Genomic DNA, 13,127 nt, shown 5'->3' with positions numbered 1-13,127 from the left:
TTCCTTACTGAGTGGTTAAATACATGTCAGATACAACAGCCGATGCCATCCCCGCAGGACGGCCGGATATGCGGGGAGGAGAACACCCCGCTTTCCGGATGTTCTTTCAGGGTATCGTTTTCGTTGCCCTGGGGTTCGTGGGTTACAGCGTTCTATCGGATCTTCATACCGCAGGTGGTCAGGGCGTAGCCATTGGCGCATTCGTCCTGCTGGGCCTTGCTCTGCTCATCGCCCTCGGGTTTGAATTCGTCAACGGCTTTCACGACACGGCAAACGCCGTCGCGACTGTCATTTACACCAACAGCCTGCCGCCTCTGGTCGCCGTCGTCTGGTCCGGCATGTGGAACCTGCTCGGTGTTCTCGTCTCCTCCGGCGCGGTCGCCTACAGCATCGTCTCCCTGCTGCCAGTCGAACTGATCCTTCAGGTCGGAAGCGGCGCGGGTCACGCCATGATCTTCGCGCTTCTGCTCGCGGCGATCATCTGGAATCTGGCGACATGGGCGATGGGTATCCCGAACTCCTCCTCCCATGCCCTGATCGGCTCCATCATGGGCGTCGGTATCGCCAACCAGCTTATGGCTCCTCACGGCATTGCCACGCAGGGTGTGGACTGGGCACAGGTCACCAAGGTCTTCAAGTCCCTGCTGTTCAGCCCGATCTGCGGTTTCGCCCTGTCGGCCGCCCTGCTGGTTCTGATGAAACTCACCATCCGCAGCCGCAAACTCTACGAAGCCCCGAAGGGCGACCAGCCGCCGCCGTGGTGGATCCGTGGCCTGCTGATCGGCACCTGCACCGGCGTGTCCTTCTTTCATGGTGGGAACGACGGTCAGAAAGGCATGGGCCTGATCATGCTGATCCTCATCGGTGCGGCTCCGACAGCTTATGCCCTCAACCGCGCCATGCCTGACAGCATGACACCGGGCTTCGTGCAGTCCGCTGATTACGCTGCCGAGGCTTTCCGCTCGCATGTTAACGGAACGCCTGCTCCAAGCATCGAAGAGGCCCGTCACATTGTGAGTGACGCCCTGCGTGATCGCAATGTGTCTGGTCCTCAGGTCTGGTCGGCGCTTTCGGTCCTGTCTGACTCCGTGTCCTCGGCTGTGAAAAGCTATGGTTCACTGCGGAGCATGCCGTCCGCTTCGGTCGCCAACGTCCGCACGGACATGTATCTGACGTCTGACGCCATCCGCACCATGAAGGCTGGCGACACCTTCTCGGCTGAAGAGAATGGCCGTTTCAAGAAGTTCATGGCCGCGCTGAACGAAGGCACACGCTTCATCCCGATCTGGGTGAAGATCGCCGTCGCCATTGCGCTTGGTCTGGGAACCATGGTGGGCTGGAAGCGCATTGTCATCACTGTCGGTGAGAAAATCGGCAAGACGCACCTGACCTACGCTCAGGGCGCCGCCGCCGAGATCGTCGCCATGGGCACGATCGGCCTTGCCGAAGGATACGGCATGCCGGTTTCCACAACACACATCCTCTCCGGTGGTGTCGCCGGAACAATGGCTGCCAATGGCTCGGGTCTCCAGTGGTCCACCCTCAGGACGATGGCGCTCGCATGGGTCATCACCCTGCCGGCAGCCATGATGATCAGTGGTGTGCTCTACATCCTGCTGCGTCAGGTTTTCTGACTGGTATGAAACGGGACGTTCTGTCCCGTCTTATCGGAGCCGTCATTCTGGGAGGTCTGTCCTTCCGGCTGGCGGCTCCGGCACTGGCAGCGGACAATCCTCCGGTCACCGACGTTCTTCCTTCCGGTGTTCCGCTTCCTTTTCCAAGCACAGCCCCCGACAGCACGCCTCAGGGATGGGATACAACCCTGCTTGGCGACCCCGTCGGCGCGCGCTCCCGGCTCAGGGCTCATGGTGTCCGCCTGCATCTTCAGGATGTGGAGGAGCTATGGGGTGTCGCTTCCGGCGGCCTCTCGCGTGGCGCGATCTATGACGGCGCAACAATCGCTACTCTCAACCTCGATACGGCGCCTCTGTTCGGCTGGCATGATGGGCTGTTCAACATCAGCGCCATCCAGCTTCGGGGGCGTTCCGCTACGGCTGACCGCGTCGGCGCGATCAACACGCTGAGCGGTTATGATGCCGGTGGCCGGAATACCCGCCTGTTCGAACTCTGGTATGGTCAGGGCTTCTGGAACAACCGGCTTGATATCCGGCTTGGGGCGATTGATCCCGATACGGAGTTCCTTGTCAGTGACAATGCCTCCCTGTTCCTGAATGCTGATTTCGGCTGGCCCGGCGTGCCATCGGCAAACCTCTACGGAGGAGGGCCATCATGGCCGCTGTCGGTGCCGGGTATCCGCGCCCGCATCATACCAACCTATCCGGTCAGCATTCTTGTCGGTGTGATGGACGACAATCCGACCGGAGGTCCGTTTTTCAGTGAACGATCCGTGCTGGATATGAACCCGTCCGGCACACGGTTCAGCCTTTCGACAGGCGTTCTCGCCATGGCGGAGGTGGATCTTTCCGTTGATGCCGCTGTTTTCAGTGACGCCCCGACAGGCGCGTTGCCCGGTGTGTGGAAGCTGGGCGGTTTCTATGACAGCGGTTCGTTCCCGGATCGTCGTTACGATACGCGGGGTCATCTTCTGGCGACGAGTGATTCAAACGGCCAGCCCCTGATGCATCACGGCAACTGGATGATCTACGGTATTGTGGACCAGACGTTCTGGAATCCGGACGGAGACGCGCCCAAGGCGGCCAGCATTTTTACCAGAGTCATGGGGACAGGCGGGAAACAGAACAGTCTGTCCTTTGGTATTCAGGCGGGTTTTACGTTCCACGGTATCGTGCCATGGCGTTCTCAGGATGTGCTGGGACTGGCATGGGGGATGAGCAATTCCGGAAACCGCGCCTGGAGTTTCAATCAGGACAGTCTGCGGGAGGGCGCGGACGGCGTTCTTCCTCTACAGGCGGAGCATCATGTCGAACTGACCTGGCAGGCACCGGTCTGGAACGGCATCAGCGTGCAGCCCGATTTTCAATATATCCATCATGTGGGTGGAGGAATACTCAAGGCATCTACAGCAAGGCGCGTGCGTGACGCTGCGGTCTTTGGTCTCAATGTGACGACCAGTTTCTGATTGTTTGTGTATTTTCTGTTAAATCTCTCAGTATTTCTTGTAAATATCATGACCGGACAAGGAATTTCTGCCACATCATGGGTCATGAAACTTTCCGGATCGTCCTGATGATATCGGAATATCAAGAGCAGGAGAAACTGTGGTGAGCGAAGAACGAACAGCCTTGTCTGCTGCCGAGGAGCGGCTTCGCACACGCGAGGACATTCTCGACGATATTGACGAAGAGTTTGAGCTTGAACTCGACGACCGGCGTTTTGAGGGAGAAGCTGTAGAAGGCGGCTCTTTCCGTCGGACCTATTTCCGTGAACTTCTGCGCATGCAGGGCGAACTCGTCAAATTGCAGGACTGGGTGCAGGAAACCGGCTACCGTCTTGTCGTGCTGTTTGAAGGCCGTGATTCCGCTGGCAAGGGTGGCGCCATCAAACGCATCACCCAGCGTCTGAATCCCCGTATCTGCCGGGTTGCCGCTCTTTCCGCACCGACGGAACGTGAGCGCACACAGTGGTATTTCCAGCGCTATGTCAGCCACCTGCCGTCTGCCGGTGAGATCGTTCTGTTCGATCGTAGCTGGTATAATCGCGCCGGTGTCGAGCGGGTCATGGGTTTCTGCACGGACGACCAATATGAAGAGTTCTACCGCTCTGTGCCCGAGTTTGAGCGCATGCTGGTCAGAAGCGGTATCAAGCTTGTGAAATACTGGTTTTCGATCACGGACGATGAGCAGGAGCGCCGTTTCCACGCCCGTATTCAGGACCCGCTGAAGCAGTGGAAGCTCAGTCCGATGGACCTTCAGAGCCGCATCCGGTGGGAAGACTATACCCGCGCCAAGGAAGAGATGCTGGAGCGTTCAAGCATTGAAGAGGCCCCCTGGTGGGTCGTGCAGGCTGTGGACAAGAAAAAAGCCCGTCTGAACTGCATCAATCACCTGCTCTCACAGGTGCCTTATGAAGCTGTGGAACGCCCGCTGGCGCAGTTGCCGCCGCGCAAGTTCAATCCGGACTATGAGCGTCAGCCAACACCTGAATCGCTGATCGTGCCGGAAGTTTACTGAATACGGGCTGGGGAGAGGCGGATAACGCCTCTCCTCGCTTTTGGGTCAGGAGGCGGAAGGCGGGCTCGCAACCGGCGCTGCTTCCCGTGAGGGTGCGCTAGTTGATGTTGGGGCCTTGCTTCCCATAGCCCTGCTGACGAGTGTGACCAGCAGGCCTGTTGCCGCGACACTCACTGCTATGATCAGGCTGGCCACAGGCATCTGCCGTTTCTGGAAGTCCGGTGTCATTCCTTGCATGAGCTTGTCCTCCATGCGGATTGTGCGGCCTTACGGCCGCTCATGTATGCAGGCTGGCTTTCAGGAACTCGACGCTGCGCTCCCATGCCAGACGGTTGGCGTCGGCATTGAAGCTGGAACGATCCCTGTTTCCAAAACCATGTCCTGCATCGTCATAAACGTATAGCTCGACTTCGGGATGCGTCTCACGGATGATTTTTACGTCCTGATGCGGAATGGAGGTGTCTTCTACACCGAAATGCAGTTGCACGGGGCAGTGAGGTGTGGCGTCCTTGTGAGCCGCAATGCCGCCACCATACCAGCTGACAGCGGCTCCCAGATCGTGCGTATGGGTCGCGGCGTCCCAGGCCAGCGTACCGCCCCAGCAGTAGCCGATGATGCCTATCTTGCGGCGGGGGGCGTGATGCCTGAAGTGTTGCACGCAGGCATGGAGGTCGGCGAGCGTATCGGCCAGCGGGATTTCGTTCCGCAGACGAAGCCCTTCCTGCACGTCTTCCGGGCTGTATCCCAACTCGACGTTGCGTTGCGCGCGATCGAAAACAGCGGGTGCGAGCACCGAGAAACCAGCAGCGGCGAATTCGTCCGCTACATTTCGGATATTGTTGTTTACGCCGAAAATTTCCTGCACCACGATCAGCGCATAAGGCGCATCCTGCGCTCCGGCTTGCCAGGCGGAAAATTCATGACCATCGGCGGCGGTCAGGGTAATGCTCGAATTCATGACAGTGTCCTCTCGGCAGAAAAGCGTTGTCGTCTGCGCCTGATCCTGAACCGATAAGGGAAACTGTCAATGTTAGGAGAGCCGGATGAGATCTGCGTCCCGAACAAAACAGCCAGGCATGTGTTTGCATATATTTCAGACACATGCCGGGCGAAAGGCCGTTAAGGCTGGATCAGGCTCGCATCAAGGTAAGACGGGACATTCTGCGGTGTTTTGTAAACGTCGTAACGGATGTTGAATGCATCCGCATTGCGGGTGGAACCCAGAAGAGAGGATAGCCCCTCCGTTCTTTTGTAGATTTCACGGTTTCCTTCGATGGTCAGCAGGTGGGTGCCTTTGAGAAGTTTTGTATAGCTTGCCGGTGGAAGACCCACACGGGCAGACATGATGGCGACGGCGTCATCGCGTGTTTTCGGGTCCCTGATGTAGGCCACCACGCGGTCCCAGACTGAAATAAGCCGCTTCCATTCCTCTCTGTGCTCTTTCAGACTTTCCGGGCTGACGGCCAGAACGTCGTAGATAAGGCCTGGCGCTTCCCGTGATGTGAAGAGTGGTCTGGAGCCGGGAACCTCCCGAAGCGCCTGTCCTGAACTAGGTTGCCAGGCGGCAATGGCGGCGACTGAACCTGAAGCAAGAACCTGCGGTGTTTCATTGGTTTTTGTGTTGACCAATGTCACGTCCTTTTCCGAAAGTCCGACCTGCTTGAGTGCCGTCAGAAGCATGAGGTGATCGACAAGTCCGGTTTCCACGGCAATTTTCTTTCCCTTCAGTTCGGAGAGGGATGAGATGCCCGGAACTGCGATGATCATGTCATTGCCGTCAGAATAGTCATTAGCCATGACGATGATGCTTTTCCGACCGGATGAGCCCGTGACAAGAACATCGCCATTTGTTGCCGCTATGGCATCAAGTTTTCCTGCCGCGTAGGCATCCAGCGAGGCGCTGTAGTCGAACCATTGAAAATTGACGTCGATACCAGCTTCCTTGAACCAGTTTTTCTCGATGGCGATCTGCCAGGCCACAAAACCGGGCCAGTCACTGAAACCGACCTGTAGAGGAGCGGCCTGCGCCGAGCCGAGGGTGGCCAGTGATAGGCTGAGAGCCAGCGCAAGACGTTTAAGTCCGTATCCTAACTTCATGAGAGTTCCTTTTTCGGGGATGAAGGTGTCGCATGACGAGTTGGTGGCACGAGCAGATAACTGCGTTTCAGGGGCTTTGCTGCATCTCCTTTCCTGCCGTTCTTGAAATGATGACATTCACGATCAAGGATGCCGCAGTGCCGTCCGGGGTCTCCGCGCGCGTGATCATGTAGATCGGATAACGCGGAAGAATCTCCTCAGGCAGAAGCGGAACAAGTTGTCCGGTCTGGACATCTCCGGCCGCGAAATCTGTTGGTAGAAAACCGATTCCCACACCAAGGCGAATAAGCCGGCGCGCCTCGCTCAGCGTGTCAGCCTGCCCACCGATATGGCGACCCAGCCCATGGCGCTTCCGGAATGAAAAAAGTTCCTGCGGCTCGTCATTTCCGGTCAGAATGAAGTTGTACTTCGAAAAAACTTGAGGTTTGTACTGTCCGGGATCAGAAAGAAGCGATTGCAGCTCCTGAAAGATGCTGGAGGAAGCGTGACAATAAAGCTGCTGCTTTTCGCATCCCATCAGCACATAACGGAGAGTGTCCCGGGGCGCATTGTCGCAGCTTATGCCAATATCAGCATCCCCTCTTACGACAGCTTCAATTGTGTCACGCCAGGGCGCAACGTCGATGTGGAGGGAAACGGATGGATATATTTCATGAAACATGATGATGGTGTCATCAACAGCGCGAATTCCAAGATCGGCGAGCATGCTGAGCCTCAGGGTCCCCTCAATACATCCGGCGGCGGCGGCCGCATGCTGGGGGATTGCCATGACACATCCGGCCATTTCCCGGCACAGTTCAAAAACAGCCTTTCCGGATGGTGTCAGTTCTATTCCTCGGCTTGATCGGGTGCAGAGAGTGAAACCGATATGATTCTCAAACCGCTTGAGAGAAGAGCTAAGACTGGGCTGCTGTCGTCCTGTTGCTCGTGCAGCGGAGCCTATGCCTCCATATTCAACAATAGCCAGAAAATCCCTACAGAGATTCCAGTCAACCTTACGGATAAAGGCCTTGAGGGTCTGTTCTGTGGGAGAGACGACCTTTTGTGTTTTCACCTTCATTCCGTTCCGATTTGAAAAGACTGTCGCCGACAGAAAAGCGAAAAACTATTATGGCGTTACGCGTTCAGATGCCGTGATTCCTGACCAAAGGAGGAGAGCGCCAGTGAAGAGTCTGGCAGAATCAGGGTTCCATCTGCAAGACGTTGTTTCAGATAGGTAAATATCTGGGCTGTCTGCGCAAAAAGATGCTCCCCGGCCAGAAGGCTCTGTGTCGGGAGAGCGGGGTTCTCCCGACCGGGCAGCGGCTGTACTCGTGTATTATAGTCCAGAGAGAAAAATAAGGGGAACGAATAGCGTTCCTTTTTTACTTTTCTTACCCGATGTGATGTGGCGATAAACTCCCCTCCGCTGAGAAGTTCTAGCATATCACCAATATTAACGATGAAGGCGTTTTCGATCGGAGGAGCATCAATCCACTGTCCCTGACCGTTCATGACTTCCAGACCGGGCGCCGTTGCACGCAGCAATGTGAAACATTCGAAGTCAGTATGCGCGCCGATGCCCGCTACATCGTGTGCTGTCGGATCATAAGGATAATGGATCAGTCGCAACTGGCTGGGCGGTCTGGTCAGGCTGGCTTCAAACGCATCAGCGTCCAATCCCAGAGCCAGGGCAAATGCTGATATCAGACGACGACCTACATTAAAAACACTGTTGTAATAAGAAGTTATTATTTCACGGAACTGCGGAATGGGCGGCCACTGGTTGGGGCCAAGGAGGGGATTGCCGGCAAGGTAGTCAGGGTCGTCGGAAGGCAGATCCAGTGACAGATCGAAGGCTTCCTTGAGGTCTTTACTGCCGCCTGAGAAAACTTCTTCGCCATGTGGCACGTAGCCGCGATGATTGGAGGATTAGCCAATATAAAGGGCCATTTTTTCTTCAATGGGTAGATCGAAAAAGGTTTTTGCTTCGTTCAGCATATTGGAGAATAGCGAAGGCTCCATGCCGTGACCCGTGATGTACATGAAGCCGACATGCCTTGCCGCATGGGCGAGGTTTTCAACGACAGTCAGCTTCTGTTCGGTCGTGCCGTTCAACCCTGACATATCAATGACAGGTATTGTCGTGAAATGACTGTCCATCACTCGCTCCCTTCCGTGGATATCCGATGCCATCTGTGTGTTATGTTTTTCCCATTGGACGCGATATCGGCTATCGTGACGATGTTTTCTCCCGACAGATCAAACTGGAATAATGAACCTGTTTTCCACGGTAGAGTTGAATTGTGGATGACGAGTGGACCACCAGCCTCGGCGATTTTGCCAAATGAGATTTCACAATCAATCAATTGGCGGGCGATCTTTTCGTTCGAGGCCTGACTGACCGCTTGGTGTAATGTCATGTCTGCGGGAAGAGAAACGCTTCGATCTCTGGCGAACATGAAATCGCGTCCGACCATGATAAAAGCCGCCCTGCAACCGTTGGTCTTATCCACGAGTTGAAAGTTCAGCGGAATTGATGAGGTAAACCCTTTTTCACGGTGCCAGTGCTCCGTGTAGGGCAGATCTCTTCCTGTCTCTACCAGTATATTGTTCTGCCAATGGAGAAACCCCGCATCAGCCAGACTTTGGGCGGGTTGATAGTCGATCAGCCGAACCCATTCGTATGCGGCACCGTTCGTTCGAAGATGTCCCGCAAAACCTTCCTGTCGGGACAAAGCGAGACAGTCCTGATGCGTCAGATCGTCACGGCATTTTTTGTTCGGGAAAAGAGGCAGAGACGCGGGCTGGCGAAGATCGATAAAATGGTTCTTCCCCTGCAACCAGAAGACTTTGGTGCTTTCATCACGGCTGCCATCGGCCCACTCAATAAGACTACGTGTCCATAATCCGACAAGACTGGCGATATCGATTTTTGATCTGGTGATTTCCAGGCAATCCATCTGGGGCCTCTTATCTAAACACCACCGACGACTGTTTTTTCACATATCATAATGGAATCGTAACGTATAAATGGTCAATATTTTTCATAGATATGATCTATGGGGAGTGACGATTCATCGTCGAGGTTTTTTGAAAAAATTTTTTGATTTGAATATAAATTCAATTATATAAAAATTAAATTGAATTATAATTATTTTAAATGGTATTTTATTTGTAATTATAGATTAATTTTTTATAAAAGTACATATTTCTATTTTTATTTATTAATAAGGGCAATCCAGTAGCGTCTGCATAATGACAGGGATACCGATTGCCTTGCAGATAGATTAAGTGGCGTCCTAAACACCACACAGTTCAGGCGTAAATATCTGTGCTAAAGTTTCACCGGATGAAGTGATTTTGAAATTTCCAGTAAGTCTCTCAAGTCGTTTTGCCTGACCGTCCAGAGCGTTTGCGGCTTTTGTGCTTTGCGTTGCCATCGCCGCATTCTTCTGGGTCATGTGGTCAAGCTTGCTCACAGACTCATTGATCTGTGCCAACCCCTGTGCCTGTTCCTGGGCGCCTGTGGCGATGTCAGACATCAGATTATCCATATGGAACATCTCGGCCATGATGGACTGCAGGGCTTTGCCAGCGGTTCCCACCATTTCAACACCCCGCTGAACCTGAATGTCGGAACTGGAAATCAAGTCCCTGATCTGTTTTGAAGCGTCGGCGGAGCGTTTCGCGAGCTGACGGACTTCGGAAGCGACCACGGAGAAACCCACTCCAGCCTCACCCGCACGTGCTGCCTCAACAGCGGCATTCAGCGACAGCATGTTGGTCAGAAAGGCAATTTCATCAATCATGCCGACAATCTGCGAAATTGACTGTGAAGTGTTTCTGATCTGCTCCATGGCCTTGACAGCGTTGTTCACAACCTCGCCGGATCTGGCGGCATTGGTGCGGACGTTGGATGCAAGGGTGGACGCATCCTTGGCGCCGTCAGCGCTCCGGGTCACGGCATTTGTAAGCTGGTTGAGACGGGAGGCTGTTTCTTCCAGACTGACAGCCTGCGTTTCCGTGCGCTGGGCCAGATCGACCGAGGCTGTGGTAATCTCGTCAGCTCCCCGGCCAACTGTCGTGACCGAAGAGGAAATGGCGCCAATGGTCTGATCGAGGTTCTGGATGGCCTTGTTGAAGTCGTGCCGGAGACCTTCGTAAGTGCTGTCGATTGGTGTGGTGAGGCGGTAATTGAGTGTATTGCTGGCCAGCTTCTTCAGGCCATGCTCGATTTCATTGATGGCCTGTACGCGTCGGGTAATGTCGGTGGCGAACTTGACGACCTTGATAATACGGCCTTTCCGGTCAAAAATCGGATTGTAGGAGGTCTGCAACCAGATTTCCTTGCCATTCTTGCCGATCCGCTTGCACTCGGAAGACACAAATTCACCGGCTCGCAGCTTGTCCCAGAAAGCGGCATATTCGGATGTCTTCGCGACACTCGTTTCAACAAACATGCTGTGATGACGTCCTTGTATTTCCTGAAGATCGTAAGCGACAGTTTTCAGAAAATTTTTATTGGCCGTCATGATCGTGCCATCAGGCAGAAATTCGATAACGGCCTGCACACGGGAAAGCGCCTCCAGCTTTCCTTTGGAATCGGTTGCTTCCATAACGGAGCCGGTAATGACGGATGCAAGCTTTACGATCTTGTACACGTTGCCGGAGACGTCACGCACAGGGGAGTAGGACGCCTGCAACCAGACCTCATTGCCATCTTTTCCGATACGCACACACTCACCAGTCACGCATTCGCCACTGGCCAGCTTCTCCCAGAAAGCACGATATTCCGGACTGCTGGCGTAATCCGGTTCGGCAAAAATACTGTGATGCCGACCGATGAGTTCCTCGGATTTATACCCCATTGCGTGACAGAAATTTTCGTTCGCGCTTAGGATAATGCCCCGGGTGTCAAACTCGATGACCGCAAATGACTGTCGGAGCGCTGCCAGTGTTGCTTTCGCATCCGCCCAGCCACCGGGCCAAGATTTTAACATTTTATACTGTCCTTAAACCTGTCAATTCAGTCCAGTATAAAATCTAAATAGATAATTTTTTATTTCCATTTTTAGGTGTGTTTTTAATTCAGCATTTAATGGTGCTGAGCATCAAGGTTTCTTGCGGTTGAGACAATATGTCCTGTTCCTGAAGAACGGGTAGGGAGCAAGGTCAGTTTCTCCGAAGGCTCTCACCATTTTCGCTGGGCTTGCAACAGGCCGGATCAGAAATGGCTCCAGCCCTGACGCCGTAGCGGGAAGGGTGAGCCATCGTGACGGAGGACCTGCACGCCCTTCTGAGCGCTGACGAAGTCTCCAATCCGGGTGACAGCCACTCCCTGGGCTCTGCATCGACTCAGAAGGGCCGGTGTCTGATCATCCGGAACAGCCAGCAACAGTTCGTAGTCATCGCCGCCGGTCAGACAGAGAGCAAGGCCATCATCGTCAGCGACAACGGTGCGTGCGGCGTCTGACAGCGGCACGCTATCGACATTGAGACGAGCCCCCAGACCGCTCTCCCGTGCAAGGTGGCCGATATCCTGAACAAGTCCGTCTGACACATCCATCACGGCATGCGCGATACCCGAAAGATCCAGCCCAAGTCGGGGTTGAGGAAGGCGATAACGTTTCGTAAGCCAGCCTGTGGAATCGGCAACCCTGTTCTGAAGCGCCAGAAGACCGAGCGCTCCGTCCCCTATGGTGCCGGTGACCCATAGTCCGTCACCATTCTGCGCTCCATTGCGTCGCAGGGCGTGGCTGGGCGAGACGTCGCCAAGAATGGTGAGGGAGAGAACCAGAGGGCCGCGCGTGGAGGTCGTGTCACCACCGAGCAGGGAGACTCCGAACAGCGCCTGATCTTCAGCCAGCCCGTCTGAAAACGCTTCAAACCACGCGTCATTGTAACGACCGTCAGCTTTGGGGCAGGCAAGCGTCAGTAGCCACCCGAACGGACGGGCACCCATGGCCGCCATGTCGGAAAGATTGGCGCGCAGCAGTTTGCGGCCAATGGTGTCGGGTGGATCATCGGGGAGGAAATGGACGCCTTCGACCATGGCGTCGGCGGCGATCACCAGTTGCTTTCCGGACGGCGGTGTGAACACCGCCGCATCGTCAGTGAGATCCAGGGCGTCCCGTCCGGCGAGGCGACGGAAATGACGACGAATAAAGGAAAATTCGTCCGGAAGCGTGTGTGAGAGGCTGTCCGTGGGCGAGGTGGGGTCAGGCCTGTCCGTCATGGGAATGGTCCGTTTCTGCGGCGGCTTCCGTCAGGACGTGAGCCGCAGGATCATTCTCCGGCTGTTCGGATACCACTGCCGCTGCGTCATCGGATGCGGCGTCTTGAGTCGAAGCCGTTTGGCGTCTGGCGACGGCGTCGAGAACGCCATTCACCAGCTTGGGCTCATCACCAGAGAAAAAGCCATGTGCAACGTCGAGATACTCATTGATGATGACGTTCACCGGCGGCGCGTCTTTTTCTTCCATTTCACAGATCGCGACGGCAAACAGGGCCCGGAGCACTGGATCAAGGCGCTTGACCGGCCATGTCGGAGGCAGGACCTCCGCCAGCAGTTCATGGATATGGGCTGTGCCAGCGTCCGCCTGACGGGTGAGGCGGGTGAACAGCGTCACGTCGGCTTCAGGGATGAAACCGTCGTCGAAGGTCTCTCCGGCGAGCGTCGTACCCAGACGATGCTGGACAAACTGGATGATGACACTGTCCGCAGTGTCATTGCCCTGTTCGATCTGAAACACAGCCTGAACGGCGGCGACACGGGCGGCGGTGCGCGGACGCATGGCCGGGCTCAGTCGGTCGTCTGAATGGGCCATGATCGTGCCTCCTGCCAAATGGTTATCCAAGGGGGCGCTAAATGACGCCTTTGGGGCGTAAGGTCCAGCC

At 55.2% G+C, this 13,127-nt stretch carries 12 protein-coding genes and 1 pseudogene; 3 read left to right on the top strand and 10 right to left on the bottom strand.

Translation table 11 applies throughout. The annotated features are described in order from the left end of the window. The first annotated feature begins 23 nt into the window (after nt 1-23). From LKE90_RS06770 to ppk2, 3 genes are all read left to right on the top strand, one after another. Nucleotides 24-1,634: an inorganic phosphate transporter gene (locus tag LKE90_RS06770; protein ID WP_291494423.1), complete on the top strand. Its 1,611-nt coding sequence runs from the start codon at nt 24-26 to the stop codon at nt 1,632-1,634. 5 nt (nt 1,635-1,639) lie between these two features. Beyond that, on the top strand, nt 1,640-3,100 hold the full coding sequence (locus tag LKE90_RS06765; protein ID WP_291494424.1) for a carbohydrate porin: 1,461 nt from the start codon (nt 1,640-1,642) through the stop codon (nt 3,098-3,100). Between the two features lie 142 nt (nt 3,101-3,242). Further along, nucleotides 3,243-4,151 carry a polyphosphate kinase 2 gene (gene ppk2, locus LKE90_RS06760; RefSeq protein ID WP_291494426.1) on the top strand — a complete coding sequence of 303 codons (909 nt, stop codon included), beginning with the start codon at nt 3,243-3,245 and terminating at the stop codon, nt 4,149-4,151. Nucleotides 4,152-4,196: 45 nt separating this feature from the next. Here ppk2 and LKE90_RS06755 read toward each other — a convergent pair whose 3' ends face one another. From LKE90_RS06755 to nusB, 10 genes and pseudogenes are all read right to left on the bottom strand, one after another. Next, a complete protein-coding gene (locus LKE90_RS06755; protein ID WP_291494428.1) occupies nt 4,197-4,388 on the bottom strand; it encodes a hypothetical protein in 192 nt (63 codons plus the stop codon). A 40-nt stretch (nt 4,389-4,428) separates the two neighbouring features. Further along, nucleotides 4,429-5,109: a dienelactone hydrolase family protein gene (locus tag LKE90_RS06750; protein ID WP_291494430.1), complete on the bottom strand. Its 681-nt coding sequence runs from the start codon at nt 5,107-5,109 to the stop codon at nt 4,429-4,431. 161 nt (nt 5,110-5,270) lie between these two features. Next, nucleotides 5,271-6,248, bottom strand: coding sequence for an ABC transporter substrate-binding protein (locus LKE90_RS06745; RefSeq protein WP_291494431.1), 978 nt, complete (start codon nt 6,246-6,248; stop codon nt 5,271-5,273). Between the two features lie 67 nt (nt 6,249-6,315). Then, nucleotides 6,316-7,302 carry a LysR family transcriptional regulator gene (locus LKE90_RS06740; RefSeq protein ID WP_291494432.1) on the bottom strand — a complete coding sequence of 329 codons (987 nt, stop codon included), beginning with the start codon at nt 7,300-7,302 and terminating at the stop codon, nt 6,316-6,318. Nucleotides 7,303-7,364: 62 nt separating this feature from the next. Beyond that, a complete protein-coding gene (locus tag LKE90_RS06735) occupies nt 7,365-7,859 on the bottom strand; it encodes a 2OG-Fe(II) oxygenase family protein (protein ID WP_291501465.1) in 495 nt (164 codons plus the stop codon). Between the two features lie 153 nt (nt 7,860-8,012). Continuing rightward, nucleotides 8,013-8,390: pseudogene (locus LKE90_RS06730) on the bottom strand (2-oxoglutarate and iron-dependent oxygenase domain-containing protein); the annotation flags it as partial. After that, nucleotides 8,390-9,190 (bottom strand): hypothetical protein, encoded by an 801-nt coding sequence (locus LKE90_RS06725; RefSeq protein WP_291494433.1) that lies wholly within the window; start codon nt 9,188-9,190, stop codon nt 8,390-8,392. The pseudogene LKE90_RS06730 and the gene LKE90_RS06725, both read right to left, overlap by 1 nt. A gap of 339 nt (nt 9,191-9,529) precedes the next feature. Beyond that, entirely contained in the window at nt 9,530-11,230 is a 1,701-nt protein-coding gene (locus LKE90_RS06720; RefSeq protein WP_291494434.1) for a methyl-accepting chemotaxis protein, read from the bottom strand. 224 nt (nt 11,231-11,454) lie between these two features. After that, the gene (gene thiL, locus LKE90_RS06715) at nt 11,455-12,465 is read right to left on the bottom strand and encodes a thiamine-phosphate kinase (RefSeq protein ID WP_291494435.1); all 1,011 of its coding nucleotides are present in this window, start codon (nt 12,463-12,465) and stop codon (nt 11,455-11,457) included. Next, entirely contained in the window at nt 12,449-13,057 is a 609-nt protein-coding gene (gene nusB / locus LKE90_RS06710; protein WP_291494437.1) for a transcription antitermination factor NusB, read from the bottom strand. The genes thiL and nusB overlap by 17 nt, the downstream gene beginning before the upstream one ends. Between the last annotated feature and the right edge of the window lie 70 nt (nt 13,058-13,127).

The sequence above is a fragment of the Acetobacter sp. genome, assembly GCF_022483985.1.
Lineage (GTDB): Bacteria > Pseudomonadota > Alphaproteobacteria > Acetobacterales > Acetobacteraceae > Acetobacter.
This window is presented reverse-complemented; position numbering and strand designations above follow the sequence as displayed.

Bases quoted from the DNA above. Each gene is read 5' to 3' on its own strand.
- LKE90_RS06770 (WP_291494423.1), top strand. From the start codon at position 24: ATGTCAGATACAACAGCCGATGCCATCCCCGCAGGACGGCCGGATATG.
- LKE90_RS06765 (WP_291494424.1), top strand. From the start codon at position 1,640: ATGAAACGGGACGTTCTGTCCCGTCTTATCGGAGCCGTCATTCTGGGA.
- LKE90_RS06755 (WP_291494428.1), bottom strand. From the start codon at position 4,388: ATGCAAGGAATGACACCGGACTTCCAGAAACGGCAGATGCCTGTGGCC.
- LKE90_RS06750 (WP_291494430.1), bottom strand. From the start codon at position 5,109: ATGAATTCGAGCATTACCCTGACCGCCGCCGATGGTCATGAATTTTCC.
- LKE90_RS06745 (WP_291494431.1), bottom strand. From the start codon at position 6,248: ATGAAGTTAGGATACGGACTTAAACGTCTTGCGCTGGCTCTCAGCCTA.
- LKE90_RS06725 (WP_291494433.1), bottom strand. From the start codon at position 9,190: ATGGATTGCCTGGAAATCACCAGATCAAAAATCGATATCGCCAGTCTT.
- LKE90_RS06720 (WP_291494434.1), bottom strand. From the start codon at position 11,230: ATGTTAAAATCTTGGCCCGGTGGCTGGGCGGATGCGAAAGCAACACTG.
- thiL (WP_291494435.1), bottom strand. From the start codon at position 12,465: ATGACGGACAGGCCTGACCCCACCTCGCCCACGGACAGCCTCTCACAC.
- nusB (WP_291494437.1), bottom strand. From the start codon at position 13,057: ATGGCCCATTCAGACGACCGACTGAGCCCGGCCATGCGTCCGCGCACC.